General features: G+C 53.6%; 15 protein-coding genes. 9 read left to right on the top strand and 6 right to left on the bottom strand.

The features are described 5' to 3' along the window. Window positions 1–45: 45 nt before the first annotated feature. From HND56_06210 to HND56_06190, 5 genes are all read right to left on the bottom strand, one after another. Window positions 46–1,269: a 1-deoxy-D-xylulose-5-phosphate reductoisomerase gene (locus HND56_06210; protein ID QKK05300.1), complete on the bottom strand. Its 1,224-nt coding sequence runs from the start codon at window positions 1,267–1,269 to the stop codon at window positions 46–48. 2 nt (window positions 1,270–1,271) lie between these two features. After that, window positions 1,272–1,940, bottom strand: a complete 669-nt coding sequence (locus HND56_06205; GenBank protein QKK05299.1) for a phosphatidate cytidylyltransferase — start codon at window positions 1,938–1,940, stop codon at window positions 1,272–1,274. Window positions 1,941–1,947: 7 nt separating this feature from the next. Further along, window positions 1,948–2,712, bottom strand: a complete 765-nt coding sequence (locus HND56_06200; GenBank protein ID QKK06579.1) for an isoprenyl transferase — start codon at window positions 2,710–2,712, stop codon at window positions 1,948–1,950. Window positions 2,713–2,791: 79 nt separating this feature from the next. Then, complete coding sequence (locus tag HND56_06195) at window positions 2,792–3,190, bottom strand: response regulator (protein QKK05298.1); 399 nt, start codon at window positions 3,188–3,190, stop codon at window positions 2,792–2,794. Next, window positions 3,180–3,962 (bottom strand): hypothetical protein, encoded by a 783-nt coding sequence (locus tag HND56_06190; GenBank protein ID QKK05297.1) that lies wholly within the window; start codon window positions 3,960–3,962, stop codon window positions 3,180–3,182. Before HND56_06190 ends, HND56_06195 begins: the two co-directional genes overlap by 11 nt. Window positions 3,963–4,057: 95 nt before the next feature. On the opposite strand from HND56_06190, the gene HND56_06185 reads away from it, so the two are divergent. The 5 genes from HND56_06185 to HND56_06165 all read left to right on the top strand — a co-directional run bounded on the left by HND56_06185 (window position 4,058) and on the right by HND56_06165 (window position 10,865). Continuing rightward, a complete protein-coding gene (locus HND56_06185; GenBank protein ID QKK05296.1) occupies window positions 4,058–5,566 on the top strand; it encodes a replicative DNA helicase in 1,509 nt (502 codons plus the stop codon). 9 nt (window positions 5,567–5,575) lie between these two features. Beyond that, window positions 5,576–6,697 (top strand): alanine racemase, encoded by a 1,122-nt coding sequence (gene alr, locus HND56_06180; protein QKK05295.1) that lies wholly within the window; start codon window positions 5,576–5,578, stop codon window positions 6,695–6,697. Window positions 6,698–6,805: 108 nt separating this feature from the next. Beyond that, window positions 6,806–7,591, top strand: a complete 786-nt coding sequence (locus tag HND56_06175) for an ABC transporter permease (GenBank protein QKK05294.1) — start codon at window positions 6,806–6,808, stop codon at window positions 7,589–7,591. A gap of 22 nt (window positions 7,592–7,613) precedes the next feature. Further along, complete coding sequence (locus HND56_06170; protein QKK05293.1) at window positions 7,614–8,378, top strand: ATP-binding cassette domain-containing protein; 765 nt, start codon at window positions 7,614–7,616, stop codon at window positions 8,376–8,378. Between the two features lie 54 nt (window positions 8,379–8,432). Continuing rightward, window positions 8,433–10,865, top strand: coding sequence for a penicillin-binding protein 1A (locus HND56_06165; GenBank protein QKK05292.1), 2,433 nt, complete (start codon window positions 8,433–8,435; stop codon window positions 10,863–10,865). Window positions 10,866–10,917: 52 nt separating this feature from the next. Here HND56_06165 and HND56_06160 read toward each other — a convergent pair whose 3' ends face one another. Further along, window positions 10,918–14,013 (bottom strand): response regulator, encoded by a 3,096-nt coding sequence (locus HND56_06160; GenBank protein ID QKK05291.1) that lies wholly within the window; start codon window positions 14,011–14,013, stop codon window positions 10,918–10,920. Between the two features lie 477 nt (window positions 14,014–14,490). On the opposite strand from HND56_06160, the gene HND56_06155 reads away from it, so the two are divergent. The 4 genes from HND56_06155 to HND56_06140 are packed head-to-tail and all read left to right on the top strand — an operon-like array spanning window position 14,491 to window position 18,375. Beyond that, complete coding sequence (locus HND56_06155; GenBank protein QKK05290.1) at window positions 14,491–15,807, top strand: DUF2066 domain-containing protein; 1,317 nt, start codon at window positions 14,491–14,493, stop codon at window positions 15,805–15,807. A gap of 22 nt (window positions 15,808–15,829) precedes the next feature. After that, on the top strand, window positions 15,830–16,525 hold the full coding sequence (locus HND56_06150) for a DNA replication protein (GenBank protein ID QKK05289.1): 696 nt from the start codon (window positions 15,830–15,832) through the stop codon (window positions 16,523–16,525). Between the two features lie 59 nt (window positions 16,526–16,584). Beyond that, window positions 16,585–17,028, top strand: coding sequence for a ribose 5-phosphate isomerase B (rpiB, locus tag HND56_06145; protein ID QKK05288.1), 444 nt, complete (start codon window positions 16,585–16,587; stop codon window positions 17,026–17,028). A 33-nt stretch (window positions 17,029–17,061) separates the two neighbouring features. Next, a complete protein-coding gene (locus HND56_06140) occupies window positions 17,062–18,375 on the top strand; it encodes a serine hydroxymethyltransferase (protein QKK06578.1) in 1,314 nt (437 codons plus the stop codon). The last annotated feature ends 10 nt before the right edge of the window (window positions 18,376–18,385 follow it).

Genomic DNA, 18,385 nt, shown 5'->3' with positions numbered 1-18,385 from the left:
TAGCGATTCTTATCCTTGTTCTTCTGTTGTATCTTTATACTTTTATTATAACCGTGTTTTGGGCATCTGCGCAATCCGCTCACGCGTAAAGGCACGGATTTCTTGGTCTACAGCGAAAATATCATCCAGATTTTCCGGGCTTGGAATCCGGCCTGCAGCATTTTCAACAGCTGCGGAGACAAGAGACTCTATCGCGGTAAAGCCGATTGCGCCATCCAAAAATGCGGCAACGGCCACTTCATTTGCACTGTTAAACACTGTCGGCATTGCGCCGCCGGCCTGCAAAACCTCCCGCACCAGAGCCAATGCGGGGAAACGCGCAACATCGGGCGGTAAAAATTCCAAATTTTGCGGTTTTGTCAAATCAAGGCTCTCCCCTGTCGTTGTCATGCGTTCCGGCCATGCCAGCGCATAGGCAATCGGCGTACGCATATCCGAGGCTCCCAGCTGCGCCAGAATAGAGCCGTCAATATATTCAACCATGGAATGGACGATGGATTGCGGATGCATCAGCACATCTATTTTTTCTTGCGGAACATTAAAAAGATAATGCGCTTCAATGACTTCCAGCGCTTTATTCATCATCGTTGCGCTATCAACGGAGATTTTCGCCCCCATTGACCAGTTCGGATGCGCCACAGCTTCGGCGGGGGTAACATCTGTAATTTCCGCGCGGCTCTTATGCAAGAAAGGCCCGCCGGAGGCCGTTAAAATCAGCCTTTTGACGCTTTCGGGAGTCTTGCTGTCCAGAACCTGGAAAATCGCATTATGCTCGCTATCCACCGGCAGAATATCGCAGCCGGCTTTTTGCGCCGCAACGGTCATATAGGCCCCCGCACAAACGAGGGACTCTTTATTTGCCAGTGCCAGAATATTGCCCTGCTCTATTGCCGCCAGTGCCGGTTTCAGCCCTGCAAATCCTGAAATCGCCGCAACCGTCACATCCGCTGCCATCGCGGCGGCTTCCATCACGGCATTTTCGCCTGCACCGCAGGCAATACCTGTTCCTGCCAGCGCATCTTTCAATGTTTCGTATCCGCCGGCATCTGCCAGAGCGACAAAATCCGGACGGAATTGCCGCGCCTGCGCAGCCAAAAGCGCGGCATTGCCCCCGCCCGTCAATGCGCAGATGCTGAAACTCTCTTTATCGGAAGCCAGTAGGTCAAGTGTATTTGTACCGACCGAGCCCGTGGCACCAAGAACCGTTATTTTTCTGTGTGCCGGTACGGGTTGCGCTGCCGGTCGCCTGTTTTGCTGTAGCTGCGGCATGGTTACCCCCCAAAGATCAAAATGGCCGAAAATACAGGTGCGGCCAGCAGCAGCGCGTCAATCCTGTCAAGCACACCGCCATGTCCGGGAATCAAATGCCCGGTATCCTTTACGCCGTATTTGCGTTTCATCGCGGATACCAGTAAATCACCCGCCTGCCCGATCACGGCAAAACAGGCGCCCAGAATTAACATGCATAACAGGCTCCAATCATCCAAAGCCGCGGGTCTGTAGGCATCCAGCGTAAACAGTGCCGCCACGCCGGCAGAACCGAGCATACCGCCGATCATCCCCGCCCATGTTTTATTGGGGCTGATTTTCGGTGCCATTTTCGGCCCGCCGATGGTTTTTCCGGAGAAATAGGCGCAAATATCCGTTGCCCAGATCATGCCAAAGACCAGCAAAGTCAGCGCAAAACCGTTTTCATTCTTCAGGCGCAGGAAAATCATCGCACTGGCTGCAAAAAGAATGTACAGATAACCCGCTGATAAAATAACAAAATCCTTTGCTTTTTTATCTCCCGACAGTGCCATCCGCCCCCATTCAAAAACAGCGGCCACAGTCAGCACAAAGATAAAAATCAGAAATCCCCAACCGCCATACCACATCGCGGCAAGAACGAGGGGAAGCATGACACATGCTGAAATGACGCGTTTTGCAAGGCTGCTCATGGATAAATCAGCCCCCTGAAGCCTGACGCGGCTCTGCATCAGGCAACCCGCCATAGCGGCGGTCGCGTCCGGCATAGGATTCAAGGGCTTTATCCAGCTCCTTTTCCGCAAAATCCGGCCAGGCCGTTTCGGTGAAATAGAATTCCGTATAGGCAATCTGCCACAGCAGGAAGTTACTGATACGCTGCTCACCGCTGGTACGAATAAGAAGATCAGGATCAGGAATATCTTTTGTCATCAGATGTTTGGATATCAATTCCTCATCTATTTCTTCAAGAGATATTTCGCCTTGCTGCGCAGCTTGGGCAATATTATGAACGGCACGGATCAGCTCTTGCCGCCCGCCATAGCTAAGTGCCATGATGACATCAATCTCGTTATTGTCTTTGGTGGTTTCTTCCCATTTTTCGATTTCCGCCACGATATCCTGCGGCAAACGGGTGCGGTCACCGATCACATGCAGGCGGGCATTGTATTTTTGCAGCTCTTCCACATCATGTTTCAGATAATGGCGCATCATATTCATCAGTTCTTTGACTTCCGCCGCGGGGCGGGACCAGTTTTCCGCCGAAAAGGCAAAAAAGGTCACATAGCGGATGCCGCGCTTATGCGCCGCCTTCACCGTATCGCGCGCAGCATTGGAACCGCGGCGGTGACCTTCCACGCGCGGCAGGCCGCGGGCTTTAGCCCAGCGTCCGTTACCATCCATGATAAAGGCGACATGGCGGGGAACGGCATGTGTTTGCGGATTTTGACTGTCCTGCTGCTGCATGATTTCGGGCGTCACTTCTTTGCTGCTTGCCTGTTTTCCTTATAAGGTCAGGCAGGAATATCACATTTTTTCGGCTTTGTCAGGCGGGATTTTTGCTTTTTCCGCTGAGGACATCATCAATCTGCTCGCATAAATCCTCGATACTGAACGGTTTGCTGATAATGGCCTCGACCAGCTCTTCCAGATTATGGGCGCGCTGCCTTTGTTGGGTATAGCCGCTCATCATCACGATTTTGGTGTCCGGCCAGTCATTGGCGACCTTCAACGCAAGCGCCACACCGTCCAGATCGGGCATGACAATATCGGTCAGCAGCATGTCAAAAACCGTGCCGTCCGACAAGGCGGCGATGGCGGCATTGCCATCGGCGGCTGACGTCACGTCATAGCCGTAATGGCGCAAGGCGCGCTCGACAAATTCCCGCACCGAAGGCTCATCATCCACCACCAGTATGCGCGCATCTTTACCGTCAGTGGCCATGATTATCCGCCTTTTCTTCCGGTCGGCTTTTATCAAGGATGCCGTATAAATGATGTAAATCGCGACGGATCACCACGGTTTTACCGCCAGGCGGTGCATCAGCCAGCGAAAATTTCAGTTCCGTCTTTGCGCTCTCGGGCGCAACAGCCTGTCCGCGCGCGGGGACCTCCCATATTTTTAATACGCGCCTGTCCTGATCCAGCAGAGTCACAGCCAAGGGCGGCTCCATCTGTTCCTCATCTGCCGTATTCGTCATTTCCAGCGCGACGAACAGCATGTTCCGCCCCCCCGGCCCCTCCCGGTAAGATGCTTCCTTTGCCTGCAATGCCAGCGGAAAACCGACAAAGCCTATGGCCCGGTACACAGGGAATGTCTGCGGAAAATGCTGGATAACCCGTTCGGGAAAGACAAGGCCGATCAGCAGGGTCAAAAACAGAAATGCGGCAAAAGATGCGGCGATAAAGCGCCATTCCATGGCATTGTCATTCGCGCCTTCCGTCTCTTCCGGCGGGGCCTCATCAGTTTCCGCCCCTTCCGGCTCATCCTCATGGTGGCTGGCAATCTCTTCTTCCAGTTCCTGCACCGTCAGGTGACGGTCAGCTTCCTCGAAAACCAGAACGGCCTCCTCCGCCTCGGCATCAAGCTCGGCTTTTGTCGCCGCACGAAACCAGACATGACGGCAGCTGCTGCAACGCACATCACGCCCTTTGCGGCCCAGCAAATAGGCCGACAGACGGTATTTTGTATGACATTCAGGGCATTGAACGATCATGCGTTTTCAAATCCTTTCAAAAAGCAGTTTATCACGACTGCGAAGGCGGACAAAACTCTTTCGTTTGTTTCCAAGATTTGTTACTCTCCTTCGCTATGACAGGACAGATTCAACCGATCGAAAGCGAAAGAGATACGGGGCCCGCAGGCGAACAAGCCAGTGGCGGTTACCGCGTCATGCCGCATAATATGGAGGCCGAGCAGGCATTGCTCGGCGCGTTGCTGGTTAATAACAGCGCTCTTGAGAAAGTCAGCGACTTTCTGCATCCCGAACATTTCTACAATCCCGCCCATGGCCGCATTTATGAGGTTATTGGCAAAATGACCGATCGCGGACAGGAAGCAAGCCCTGTCACGCTGAAGGAATATTTCCACAAAGATGAAGAGCTGGAACATGTCGGCGGCGGCGATTATCTGGCGGAACTGGCGCGGAACGTCGTCAATGTCGTCAATGTCTGGGATTACGGCCGCACGATTTACGAACTGCATCTGCGCCGCGCCTTGATTGCGCTTGGCGAAGAAGTGTCCGATCAGGCGATGAGCCCGAATATCGACCTCCCCGCTTCCACCCAGATCGAACAGGCAGAGCAGCAGCTTTTCAATCTGGCAGCGGAAGGTGAAGCGCGCGGCGGATTTGTGAAATTTTCCACCTCTTTGACCGAGGCGATCAAATCGGCGGAAAAAGCCTATAAAAATCAGGGTAAAATCACCGGTGTGACAACGGGTTTGAGCGATATTGATGCCAAGCTGGGCGGATTACACAATTCGGATCTGCTGATTGTCGCCGGACGTCCTTCAATGGGGAAAACCGTGATGGGCGTGAATATCGCCTTTAACGCCGCCCGCCGCTATCTGGAGACCAATGGTCAGGAAGGCGCCGTCGCCGCCGTTTTCTCGCTTGAGATGTCAGCCGAACAGCTGGCGGCACGTATTCTTGCCGATATTGCCGAAGTACCCTCGGATAAAATCCGCCGCGGCGATTTGATGGATAGCGATTTCCAGAAATTTATCGAAGCCAGCCGGTTGCTCTCGACCGTGCCGCTTTTTGTTGACGACACCCCTGCCCTGACCATCAGCGCGGTGCGCACGCGGGCGCGACGTTTGAAACGGACGGAAAATCTCGGTCTGATTATCATTGATTATCTGCAGTTATTGTCCGGCAGCGGGCGCGGCGGAGACAACCGCGTACAGGAAGTTTCCGAAATCACCCGCGGGCTGAAAGCGATTGCCAAAGAACTGCATGTGCCCGTTGTGGCCCTGTCGCAGTTAAGCCGTGCGGTCGAATCGCGTGAAAATAAACGCCCGCAGCTCTCCGATCTGCGCGAATCAGGCTCAATCGAGCAGGATGCCGATGTCGTCATGTTCCTTTACCGTGAAGAATATTATCTGGAACGGGACCAGCCTGCCCGCCGGCCGGAAGAAAGCGATGAAAAATTCAATGACCGCCACGATGATTGGATGGCGCGCTGCACGGAAATGCACAATATTGCCGAATGTATCGTCGCCAAACAGCGTCATGGTCCGATCGGCACAGTCAGGCTGTTCTTTGAAGGTCAATATACCCGTTTCTCGGATCTCGACACAGTCCATGATTCGTCCCGCTAGGAGGCCGTGATGACGGAGAATCCTGCCCTTTCTCTCAACATAGATATGAAAGCCGTTGCCGCGAATTACCGCATCATCAGCAGCCATCTGGCCGAAGGAGCAACCGCCGCCGCCGTGGTAAAAGATGATGCCTACGGACTTGGCATGCTGGAATGCAGCCGCGCTTTTCATCAGGAAGGCTGCCGCTTCTTTTTTGTCGCCACATTGGATGAGGCGCTGGAATTCCGTCAGGCTTTCCCTGACTGGCCGGTTGCCGTGCTGCACGGCTTTGGCGGCGCACAGACATCTAGCGCATTAAAACCCTATATTCATAATAATTTAATCCCCGTTCTTAATACGCTGCATGAGGTGCATTTGTGGCAAAGCGCCGCAGCGGAAACGGATAGTCTGCAGCCTGCAATTCTGCATGTGGATACGGGCATGCACCGTCTTGGCCTTTCGCCCGAAGAATTCCGGCAGTTCCAGCAGCAACGTGCAGGTTTTTCCGCCATCCGCTTTCTGTATGTGATGAGCCATCTGGCCTGCGCCGACACCCCCGATCACGCGATGAATGAAGTGCAGTGGCAGAATTTCTATCACGCCAAAACGCAGTTGCGCGATTTGCCCGGCTGCTTCGCCAATTCCGCAGGCATATTTTATGATCCGAAATTCCATTGCGATCTGGTGCGTCCCGGTGCGGCGCTTTACGGGCTGCAAGTCAGCCCCCGCCAGCCGGAAATGCAGCCTTGCCTCTTTCTGACCGCGCCGATCCTGCAGATTCAAACGCTGAAAAAAGGCGATGCCGTCGGTTACGGCGCGACATGGCACAGCGCAAAGGATGAGACCATTCTCGCCACCATTCCGCTGGGCTATGCGCATGGTTATCTGCGCAGCTTCAGCAGCCGTGAACAGGACGGCAACGCCTTTGTCTATTGCCACGGGATCAAATCTCCGGTTGTCGGGCGTGTGTCCATGGATCTTGTCACGGTGGATATCAGCGCCGCAGCAGAGCAAACCAAGTGCGGCGATAGGGTTGAAATCTTGGGGCGTCACCAGACAGCAGACGCGCTGGCGGCGGATGCGGGAACCATCGGTTACGAGATTTTAACAGGGCTCGGCAAGATTGCGCCGCGCCGCTATAATGAAATATAATTTTTATCTGCCGTTTTTCAAAAAAAACGCTGGAAAAACAGAGTGAAGCCCCTTAAAAAGAACTATTGAGCCAAAACAAAACAAGCAGAAGAAAATACGGGAAGCAGTATGCTGGCAACTCTTTTTAAACCGTTCAGGACTGTCGGACAAACGACAATGGCGTTTTTAAGCGCCGTCGGGCGTCTGTCCTCTTTTGCCGGTAAGGGAACATACCATTCCTTTGCCGCACCGTTCTATCTGCGGCTCTGGCTCAGGCAGCTGGTACAAATCGGCTATTATTCCCTGCCTGTTGTCGGCATGACCGCCCTGTTTACGGGGATGGTGCTGGCACTGCAAAGCTATACCGGATTTTCCCGTTTTAATGCGGAAAGCGCTGTTGCGACGGTCGTGGTTCTGTCCATGACGCGGGAGCTTGCGCCTGTTCTGGCCGGATTAATGGTGGCAGGCCGTGTCGGTGCGGCGATTGCGGCAGAGATCGGCACGATGCGCGTGACCGAGCAGATTGATGCGCTGACAACGCTGTCCACCAATCCCTATAAATATCTGATCGCCCCCCGCCTTGTCGCAGGTGTGCTAACCCTGCCCGCACTGGTGCTGATCGGCGATGTGATCGGCGTTTTCGGCGGCTATGTCGTCGGGGTGTATTCTCTGGATTTCGGGCCCGAGAACTATCTGCGCAATACATGGGAATATCTTGAATCGATGGATGTGATCTCCGGTCTGATTAAATCCTCGGTTTTCGGTTTTATTGTGACGCTGATGGGCTGCTACCACGGGTTTAATTCAGGACGCGGCGCACAAGGCGTCGGTAGCGCGACGACGAATGCGGTCGTCTCCTCCTCGATCCTGATTTTGATTTTCAACTTCGTACTGACAAAACTGTTCTTCTCGTAGAAATAAAAGGCAAAGCTGACAGATGGATCATTACAAACTGCGATTGAAGAACGTGCATAAAGCATTCGGAAGCAACCGAGTGCTGCGCGGCGCATCGCTGGATGTGAAAAAAGGTGAATCCATTGTGATTATCGGCGGTTCCGGTTCCGGTAAATCCGTGCTGCTAAAATGTATTCTGGGGCTGATTATGCCTGACCGCGGCGAAATCAGTGTCGATGGCCAGAACATTACCTTCATGCCGGTGCATAAGCGCGATCATCTGATGAATAAATTCGGTATGCTGTTTCAGGGCGGCGCGTTGTTTGACAGTCTGCCCGTCTGGCACAATGTCGCCTTCGGCCTGTTGCAATCCGGCAAATATTCCAAAAAAGAAGCTTATGACATCGCGATTGAAAAATTGCGCTCCGTCGGACTGGGGGAGCGCATTGCGCCGCTATTCCCTGCGGAATTATCCGGCGGTATGCAGAAACGCGTTTCGCTGGCGCGTGCCGTTGCGACCAATCCCGAAATTATCTTTTTTGACGAGCCGACCACAGGGCTTGATCCGATTATGGCCGATGTCATTAATGAGCTGATTGTCAAAGCCACCAAGGAACTGGGGGCAACAACCCTGACAATCACCCATGATATGGCCAGTGCCCGCAAAATTGCCGATGATATCGCCATGATCTATGAGGGCAGCATTATCTGGCGCGGCGCAGCGGACGATATCGAACATTCCGGCAATGAATATGTAGACCAGTTTATCAACGGCCGCGCCGAAGGGCCGATCCAGCTGGCGGTTTAAGAACGCTTCGCCTTCCGGTAGGGCGAATACAAAATAAAAATAACGGTTTTAAAAATGTCGCTGTTCTTTCGCGGTTTAATTGCTCTTTTTTCGCTTGGCCTGATTGCACTGATCGGCGGCATCGGTATTTTTGTCTGGGTTCTGTTTTATTACGGTGGCGACCTGCCCGATTTTGACCAGTTGGCCAATTACGAACCGCCGATCATCACGCGCGTCCATACGTCCGACGGGCGTTTAATGGCGGAATTTTCCGAAGAAAAGCGGATTTTTCTGCCGCTGCGCGAAATCCCCGATCATGTCAAACAGGCATTTATCTCTGCCGAGGACAAGAATTTTTATACCCATCCCGGTATTGACGCGCTGGGCATTGCCCGCGCCATTCACACCAATATACGCAATCACGGCAAGCGCCGCCCCGTCGGTGCCTCGACAATTACGCAGCAGGTTGCCAAAAACTTTTTGCTGACCAATGAAGTCTCTTATGAACGCAAAATCAAGGAAATGATCCTCTCCTTCCGGATTGAACGCGCCTTTAGCAAAGAACAGATTCTCGAACTCTATCTGAATGAAATCTATATGGGCGCCGGCACTTACGGCGTTGCCGCTGCTGCTCTGTATTATTTCGGCAAAACCATCGACAAGGTCACAATCGAGGAAGCGGCCTATCTTGCCACGCTCCCGAAAGCCCCGAATAACTACCACCCCACACGCCATTATGATGCCGCCTTCGAGCGGCGGAACTGGGTCATGTCACGGATGAGCGAGGACGGCCATATCCCGCCGGAAGAATTGACGGCATTGCAGGAAAAACCGCTGAAAACCGTCGCACAGGAAAATGAGGAAATTTATACCAACGCCTCTTACTTTGCCGAGGAAGCCCGCCGCCACCTGATCGAAACATATGGTGAAGATACGCTGTATAAAGGCGGTCTGGTCGTGCATACCTCCCTGATACCTGAATTACAGAAAGCCGCATCACAAGCACTGCGGCACGGCCTTGTTGCCTATGACCGCAGACATGGCCGCCATCGCGAGCATATTGCAAAAATGGCTTCGCTGGAAAACTGGCAACAGCAATTGATGGAAATCACGCAGCCCGTCGGCGCAGAAGACTGGCGTCTGGCTGTCGTGCTGGATTCCAATAAAAGCCGCGCACAGATCGGCTTTAGTGACGGTACAAAAGGCACCATTCCGCTTGAAAATGTGACCTGGGCGCGCGAGCGTTTATCCAGCTTCTCACGCGGGCCGGAAATCACTTCCGTCACGCAGGTTTTAAAGCCCGGCGATGTCATTCTGACCGAGCCTGCGGATGATAAAGACGGCAAAATCCATCATTACCGCCAGATTCCCGAAGTGCAAGGCGCTTTGGTGGCGATTGACCCGCATACGGGCCGTGTGCTGGCAATGGTGGGCGGCTTCAGCTATGAAATCAGCGAATTCAACCGCGCCACACAGGCGCAGCGTCAACCCGGCAGTGCGTTCAAACCTGTTGTGTACACAACGGCGCTGGAAACAGGCTATACACCTGCCACGCTGGTACTGGATGCGCCTTTCGTACTGGATCAGGGTGCAGGGCTGGGCAAATGGCGCCCCAGCAATTACAGCCATGAATTTTACGGCCCGACCCCGCTACGCGTCGGGATTGAAAAATCCCGAAACCTGATGACGGTACGGCTTGCGCATCAGCTGGGTATGGAAAAAATTGCGGAAATGTCACACCGTCTGGGCATCATTGATGATCTTGATCCTGTCCTGTCCATGGCACTTGGCGCAGGCGAGACAACGCTTTTGCGCATGGTGCGCGGCTATTCCAGCTTTGTGAACGGCGGCAAACGCATTTATCCCAGTATCATTGACCGTATTCAGGACAGAACAGGCCACACGATTGCGAAAAACGATGCCCGCCCCTGTGAAGGTTGCGGTCCGCTGATTCCTTGGAATGCACAGGATGTTCCCGCCCTGCCCGATATCCGCGAACAGATTCTCGACCCGCGCCACGCCTATCAGATCGTATCGATCATGGAAGGCACGGTTCAGCGCGGTACGGCCATCCGCCTGAAAAGCATGAACCGCCCGATGGCCGGAAAAACAGGCACGACAAATGAAGCCAAGGATACATGGTTTATCGGCTATACGCCTGATCTGGTCGTCGGGGTTTATATCGGTTTTGACACCCCCCGTCCGATGGGGCGTGAAGAAACAGGATCGCGTGTCGCCGTTCCGGTTTTCAAGGAATTCATGGAAACGGCACTCAAAGACAAACCTGCCGTACCGTTCCGCGTACCGCAAGGTATCCGCCTTGTCCAGATCAACCGTGCGGATGGCACCCGTGCCGAGGCGGAAGATGAACATGTGATCTGGGAGGCATTCCTGCACGGCACCGAGCCGTCCAGCCGCCCCGTCATTTTTGATGGTGAAAAACTTGTGCCGATCGAAGCGCAGGATGAAAGTTCCAGCATCAGCACCGGCACCGGCGGCCTTTATTAATATCACGAGATTTTTTTTACAAGAGATTGAGCGGCTGAAAACCCTTCAGGGTTTAGCCAATCGGCAGCCATTTATCAAGAATGCTGCGCAGCTCTTTATATTGCGGCTCCAGCTGTGCGACCAGCTTGGCCAGCTCTTCCATATTCGGCTCTTCGGCGCGTCCGCCCGCCTCGATGGCAGCGGCGATTTTAGACAGCCCGCTCATACCGAAATTGGCCGTCATACCCTTTAAATCATGACCGAAACCAAACAGCGCTTTCGCGTCTTTATCCGCCAGCGCCTTATTGAGGCTGACGATCAGTTCATCTGATTTGTCGTACAGATCTTTCATCATGGATTCAAAATCACCCGCATCTAACGCGCTGCGCAGGCTTTCCATCATGGCCTTATCATAAAGGTCAGGCTTGTCCGGCAGGGCGGCACCGCTTGGTGCGGCTTCTTCTGCTGCCGGAGCCGCCGGCGCGGGCTGTGCAGCCGGTTGAGCAGGCGCAGGAGCCTCTGCCGGTTTCGGCGGTTCTTGCGGCGCTACCACGGGTTGCGGAGCAGCTTGAGCAGGCGGCTGTTGTGCCTGCTGCGGCGCAGTCGCAGGTTTTTCAGCCGATTTGGGTGCGGGGGCCGCTTGTGGCGGAGCCGCAGATGCGGGCGCAGATGGTGTCACATTCGGTGCACCATTGCTGTACACTTTCTGGGCGATCTGGGCGATCAGCTTATTCATTTTCTCTTCGTCAATCGGCTTGGCCAGATAGCCGTTCATACCCGCCGCTTTACAGCGCTGGATGTCTTCATCCATGACATTCCCTGTCATGGCAATGATCGGCACGGATTTCATATGCGCCTCACTCATGGCGCGGATTTTCTGCGTTGCCGTGACCCCGTCCATTTCCGGCATCTGCATATCCATAAAGACGATATGAATATCGGGCTGATTGGTCAGCACATCAATGGCTTTCTGTGCCTGCGAGAAAGTGCGGACATTATGCCCGTATTTATCCAGCAGCCCTTTCACGACCTTCTGGTTCACGGCGTTATCATCAACAACCATAATATTCAGCGGACGTGCGGCGGCGGCCTTCTGATCTTCTTCCTCCCGCTCCGGTGCGGCGATGCTTTGGTCATGTGCGGGCGGCAGAATAAGTGTGAAATGGAAGACCGTACCTTTGCCCAGCTCACTATCAACATGAATTTCACCGCCCATGGCATCAACCAGCTTTTTACAAATGGTCAGCCCCAGACCCGTTCCGCCAAAGCGCCGCGCAATACTGTTATCGGCTTGCACAAAGGGCGTAAAGAGCTTCTTCTTGCCTTCTTTTGAAATACCGATACCGGTATCCTGCACGGCAAAATAGACTTGCGGCTTGTTGGGTATGGAGTTCTCCGCCATACGCACGGTAACGGTAATGCCGCCTTTCTCGGTGAATTTGACGGCATTCCCGATCAGATTCAACAGCACCTGACGAATGCGGGTCGGATCACCGCGCAAGGCGGGCGACACATTCGGGGAGATATTATATTCCAGCTTGATATTTTTCTCATCCGCGCGCCCGGCCATCAGCATCACCGCGCTTTTAATCAGTTTATGCAGGTCGAAATCAACCCGTTCGATTTCCATACGCCCTTCTTCAATTTTGGAGAAGTCGAGAACATCGTTCAGCAGCGCCAGCAGTGTCTCGCCGGAATACTGGATGGTCTCGGCATATTCCTTCTGCTTTTTATCCAGCGGCGTGTCCAACAGCAGCTTCAGCATCCCCATAATGCCGGTCATCGGCGTGCGGATTTCATGGCTGACAATGGCGAGAAAGGCCGATTTGGCATTATTGGCATGATCCGCGGTTTCTTTTGCCTGCTGCAGTTCCAGCTTTTGTTCCGCTTCCCTCTCCCGCAGCTCGGCCAGCATTTCACGCTCTTTACTCAGAACATTGATCAGACGCTCCTGATCGGCGCTTTCTTTGGCACGGCGCAGCTCCTCATACATTTTCTTTTCATGCTCTTCCTCGTAATCAAGCTGTTTCTGCACGACGGCGGAAATGTAATAGCTGCGCACGGCCGCAAAGGAGAGCAGCAGCAGATGCGGCACAAAAGCAATCCAATAACCGTTCATGTTCAGCGGCGTCGCGGGAATGGCGCGCGCCAGCGCCATATCCTGATATATCGCCCCGAACAGCAGAATAAGCCATGCCAGAATATAGGCGGAATGATGGCCCTGCCCGCTGCGCAGCCGCGCCAGAACCGACAAGCCGATAATCAGCAGAATGCTGGCAATCCCCATATAGCGCAGCATCAACCCGCCAAACAGTAAATCGCGCACGGCGGGAAAGAAAAAGAACAACCCGCTGAGCAAGGCAAAACAGACGACCAGACTGAACAAAACACGCTGAATTTGCTTATCCCGCCGCAAAAGGCATGTCAAAGACAGCATCAAGGCACAGCACAGCGTTAACATATGGAACAGCGGCACCAGCCCGATATCAATCGCATGATCAAAAGAAATCAACTGGTCGGTGGAGATAAACAGCAGATAATTACTGACAAGATAGCCCGGGAAAATCAGCAATGAGATATTGCGGTGAAAATAGAAAACGCCGAAAAAGCAGAAGATCAATCCCAGAATGCCGAAATGCACAAAATTCAGAGACCGCCCAAGCTTTGTTTCAACCTTTTCGGCCCAAATGTCAGCCTCATAGAGTACCGGCGTCATCACAGCCGGGATGCCCGGCGCGGGTTCAATATAAAAGGCGAATATACGCTGTTGCCCCGGTAGCACGGTCACAGGCACAGCGTTTTTGCGCTGCAACTCATGCTGTATTTTGAAACCAGAAATGCGTCCGTCCTGCACGACAGGGGAGGTTTCGTCCTGTGCAAAAAACATGATGCGGTCAGCAAAACCGTAGGCGCCGCTACTGTGCCGTCCAAGATCCAGTATCCAGTTCTTTTTATTTGACGCAAGATTGGAGATGCGGAACAGAAGCCAGTACGGCTTTTCTTCATAACCGAAATGCAAAAAACGCTCAAAATTAAGCGCCTGCGTATTCCCGTGCAGGTAAAGGTCAGATATTTTCTTGAAGTCAGGCGCTTGCCCTTCCACCCCTTCCGCATGATAAATAAAGGGCATGATCTTATAGGAGGTTGCATTGCCGTTAATAATCAGCATTTTCGGCAGGCCCTGCGCGACAGCGGGCGCGGCATTAAAAATGGCCGCCGCGCCAAAGAGTAAAACTGCAAAAATGTAAACGGTCCAAAAACGCATTGATTATTACTGAAACCTGATGGAAATAAAGTGGGAATTCCCCGCACCGCCCCATAAGGGCTGACCGGACAAATGTTTTTTTAAGTGAAAATAAGCGCCAAAAGAATAAGCAGCAGAACCGAACCGCCGGTCGCGATGGTCATGGCTTTGGTAAAGCTCACCCATCCCTGCCAGGCTTGCTGTGCCGCTTTATCTGTTTTCTTGATGTGCATTGTTTTTGCCCTTTCCCTCTTGTATAGTCCTCAAGCAGCAGAGACAGGCTCTGCCGAATTAAGGTTGTGATACCTTCAAGAAACATTTTATTATTGTACAGGCAGGAATGTCACGTATTAATTCATTCCGCCGGAACTGTATCAGCAGGATGAAAGGTAAGTTTGAACGATGTTCTCTTTCCGTTATTTATTTTTCGCCGCCATTTTTATGGCCGCCGCGCTTTTGATGACAGCATCGCATGCCGCCGCCCGCGATACGGACGCGGAAGCCGGTGTTTTTGCCGTAACCGGCGTTGCCGTTGATGAAACGGCAGAGGATGCCGCCGCCGCCCGCGCCGCCGCCCTGCGCAATGCGCGAAAGACGGCTTTTGAAATGCTCAGCGAAAGGCTGGTTCCTGATCAGACACGGCGCAAGGCTGTGCTGGATGATGCGGATGAACAAACAATCAGCACATTGATTGAATCTTTCGAAATAAATGAGGAGGCCGTGTCCGATGTGCGCTATATCGCAACACTGACTTTCTATTTCCGTCCCGAGATCACCAAAAAGTTTTTCCAGTCCCGTGTTTACGGCGAATTGGTAACCAGCATGCCTGACACGGTTCTGATTCTGCCTGTCATCCGTTACAGCGATATCACAACCGGCAGCGTTTTCTGGGGTGCGCGCAATCCCTGGCTGACAGCGTGGCAGACACATGATCACAGCCGCAGCTTTGTACCTGTGCGGGTTCCTGCAGGCGACAGCACGGATCTCCGCCTTGCCGCAGAATCCGATATGGTCCGCCATAACCGTGATGCGATTGACAGGCTGATGCAGCGCTATCAGGCAACCGATGCGGTGATGGCGATTTTTGAAGTCGAAGACCCCTCTTTCCGCTACGGATTGCTGCATCTTTACGCGCTGGACGGTGACGAAATGGCGCATAAGCGCACCGTTAATCTGGATAACGGCGAAAATTTGGAAGGCGCTCTCTTCACCGACGGTATTGCAAAAACCGTTTTCTATCTGGAAGACCGCTGGCAACAGACAGCCAAAACAGCCGCGGCGAAACCTGTTGCGCCGCAAACGGGTCTTGCCGGATTTTTTCATAGCGGAACACCGGCGGAACCTGTGCAGAAAACCGGAGGCAAGGAGCCGATTGTTGCCGATATCGCCTTTACCAATATGGGGGAATGGCTGGCCATCCAGAAACGTGTTGAAGAAACCTTTAGCGTCGAGGATATTGAAGTCCTGTCACTCGGACGCAATTCGGCACGAACAAAAATCAGTTTCCGCGGATCGGAAGACCAGCTGCGCCGCGCCTTTGTCCAACAAGGGCTGGAGCTTGCCGTCCCTGTCAGCTCTCCTTACGACCGCGCCGAAGAACGCGTCTACGGGCTGCATGTCACACCGCAATTCTATGCGCCGCCTGTACAGCCGGAAACCGTTCCGCAGCAGATGCCGGTGGAAAACGTGCCGCCCTATCAGCTTGTTCCTCAACAATAATACCGGAACCGGTGTGACGGGTATGAAACAGCAACTTTTCTTTGATCTTGCCGGAACGGAAGAAAGCGGCGCTTTGCTGCCGTCGGACTGCAACCGTACGGCGCTGGACTATCTGGCCCGCTGGCCGGATTGGGAGGCCGCAGGCGCGATTCTCTACGGCCCCGAATCCTCCGGCAAAAGTCATTTGCTGTCTCTCTGGGCGGCGCAAACCAATGCCGTATTGTTAACCCCCGCCATTTTGCACAAGGACGAGATTTTCAGCACTGCCGCAGAACCGGCCCGCTGTTTCGCGCTGGATAATGCCGATACGGCCTTGCAGGATGATGACTGTGCCAAGGCGCTGTTTCATCTTTATAATATCCACGGCATTGAAAAGGGACGCTTTTTCCTCACGGCGACAACGGATATCGCCGGATGGGACTGCCCCCTGCCCGATCTGTTGTCACGCCTAAAAACCTTTGCCGCGGTCAATCTGCTGCCGCCGGATGATTCACTTTTAAAAACGCTGTTTGTGAAATATTTCTCCGACCGTCAGACAAAAATTTCCCCCGAGGTCACGGAATATGTTCTGAAAAGGACGGAACGCAACTGCAGCGCCGTCCAAAGCCTTGCCGCCGCGCTTGATACCGCCGCTTTGGCGCAAAAACGCCCTGTTTCGATCCCGCTGGCGCGGGAAATTCTCGATGAAGGCAAAAAAACGATTGAACTTCCCTTATAAAACACTATATCTAGTATGCAACACAGACGCATTACTCTATTTATTGATGGGAGCAGAACGTGTCGCATCCAAAACCGCGTATTGCAATCGCCTCAGACCATGGCGGTTTTCAATTAAAAACCCACCTTATCGCATTTTTGCAAAAGGACGGCTATGACGTGTCCGATCTTGGTACGCATGATGCCGAAACCTCCGTCGACTATCCCGACTTCGGCAGTAAGGCTGCGGAAGCTGTCACGGGCGGCGATGCGGATTACGGCATCATTGTTTGCGGCACCGGAATCGGTATCAGTATCGCCGCCAACCGTAATAAGGCTGTGCGCGCGGCGCTCTGCCACGATACGACCACCGCCCGCCTTGCCCGCGAACACAATAATGCGAATATTCTGGCGCTGGGCGAGCGCGTCACAGGAACGATTACGGCGGAAGATATTACCCGCGTTTTTCTGAATACGGAATTTGAAGGCGGCCGCCATGCAGGGCGCGTTGCAAAAATGTCTTAAACCACGGGAATAGAAGGAGCCATCCATATGTCCATGACAAAGCCGCAACACAGCGCAGAACAGGAGAAACACATGTTTTTTGCAAGCAAACTGGAACAAACGGATCCTGCCGTTCACAAAGCCATCGCACATGAGCTGCACCGCCAGCAAAACCAGATTGAGCTGATCGCCTCTGAAAACATCGTCTCCCGCGCCGTGCTGGAAGCACAAGGCAGCGTGTTGACCAATAAATATGCCGAAGGCTATCCCGGCAAGCGCTATTACGGCGGCTGTGAATTTGTTGATGAAACCGAAACGCTGGCGATTGAGCGTATCTGTGAACTCTTCGGTGCCAATTTCGCCAATGTACAGCCGCATTCCGGCGCACAGGCCAATCAGGCCGTGATGCTGGCGCTGCTGTCCCCCGGAGATACCATTCTGGGCATGTCGCTGGCCTGCGGCGGCCATCTGACACATGGCGCGGCACCGAATATGTCGGGAAAATGGTTCAAAGCCGTTCAATACGGCGTGCGCGATGATGATCATCTGATTGATTACGATGCGCTGCACGCACAGGCACTGGAACATCAGCCGAAAATGATTATTGCAGGCGCTTCGGCTTATCCGCGCGTGATTGATTTTAAACGCATGCGCGAAATCGCTGATGAAGTCGGCGCTTATCTGATGGTGGATATGGCGCATTACGCGGGTCTGATTGCCGCAGGGCTCTATCCGAATCCGGTGCCGCATGCCCATGTCGTAACCTCGACCACGCATAAAACCCTGCGCGGCCCGCGCGGCGGCATTATCCTGTCGCAAGACGAGGCCATCGGCAAAAAAATCAACTCCGCAGTCTTCCCCGGTCTGCAAGGCGGCCCGTTGGAACATGTGATTGCCGCAAAGGCCGTCGCCTTCTTTGAGGCTTTGCAACCTGCCTTCAAGGATTACGCGCAAGCCGTTTTGGATAATGCCCGTATTCTGGCGGAAACGCTGAAAAGCGGCGGTCTCGATATCGTCTCGGGCGGTACCGACTGCCATATGGTTCTGGTGGATATGCGTCCGAAAGGCCTGACAGGCCGCGATGCGGAAATCAGCCTTGAACGCGCCCATCTGACCTGTAACAAAAACGCCGTGCCGAATGACCCACAAAAGCCGATGGTGACCTCCGGTATCCGTCTGGGCAGCCCGGCGGCAACCACACGCGGCTTCGGCATTGCCGAATTCCGCCTTGTCGGCGAGATGATTCTGGAAGTACTCGACGGCCTTGCCAAAAACGGCCTTGACGGTAATGAAGCGGTTGAAAAATCCGTTGCTGCCCGCGTGACGGAGCTCTGCGCACGCTTCCCGATTTATCAGGATCTGGTATAAACAACAAAGA

It is taken from the genome of Pseudomonadota bacterium (assembly GCA_013285465.1).
Lineage (GTDB): Bacteria > Pseudomonadota > Alphaproteobacteria > Micavibrionales > CSBR16-224 > CSBR16-224.
The sequence above is the reverse complement of the archived record's forward strand: the minus strand, read 5'-3'. Positions and strand labels throughout refer to the sequence as shown.

Bases quoted from the DNA above. Each gene is read 5' to 3' on its own strand.
- HND56_06210 (QKK05300.1), bottom strand. From the start codon at position 1,269: ATGCCGCAGCTACAGCAAAACAGGCGACCGGCAGCGCAACCCGTACCG.
- HND56_06205 (QKK05299.1), bottom strand. From the start codon at position 1,940: ATGAGCAGCCTTGCAAAACGCGTCATTTCAGCATGTGTCATGCTTCCC.
- HND56_06200 (QKK06579.1), bottom strand. From the start codon at position 2,712: ATGCAGCAGCAGGACAGTCAAAATCCGCAAACACATGCCGTTCCCCGC.
- HND56_06195 (QKK05298.1), bottom strand. From the start codon at position 3,190: ATGGCCACTGACGGTAAAGATGCGCGCATACTGGTGGTGGATGATGAG.
- HND56_06190 (QKK05297.1), bottom strand. From the start codon at position 3,962: ATGATCGTTCAATGCCCTGAATGTCATACAAAATACCGTCTGTCGGCC.
- HND56_06185 (QKK05296.1), top strand. From the start codon at position 4,058: ATGACAGGACAGATTCAACCGATCGAAAGCGAAAGAGATACGGGGCCC.
- alr (QKK05295.1), top strand. From the start codon at position 5,576: ATGACGGAGAATCCTGCCCTTTCTCTCAACATAGATATGAAAGCCGTT.
- HND56_06175 (QKK05294.1), top strand. From the start codon at position 6,806: ATGCTGGCAACTCTTTTTAAACCGTTCAGGACTGTCGGACAAACGACA.
- HND56_06170 (QKK05293.1), top strand. From the start codon at position 7,614: ATGGATCATTACAAACTGCGATTGAAGAACGTGCATAAAGCATTCGGA.
- HND56_06165 (QKK05292.1), top strand. From the start codon at position 8,433: ATGTCGCTGTTCTTTCGCGGTTTAATTGCTCTTTTTTCGCTTGGCCTG.
- HND56_06160 (QKK05291.1), bottom strand. From the start codon at position 14,013: ATGCTGATTATTAACGGCAATGCAACCTCCTATAAGATCATGCCCTTT.
- HND56_06155 (QKK05290.1), top strand. From the start codon at position 14,491: ATGTTCTCTTTCCGTTATTTATTTTTCGCCGCCATTTTTATGGCCGCC.
- HND56_06150 (QKK05289.1), top strand. From the start codon at position 15,830: ATGAAACAGCAACTTTTCTTTGATCTTGCCGGAACGGAAGAAAGCGGC.
- HND56_06140 (QKK06578.1), top strand. From the start codon at position 17,062: ATGACAAAGCCGCAACACAGCGCAGAACAGGAGAAACACATGTTTTTT.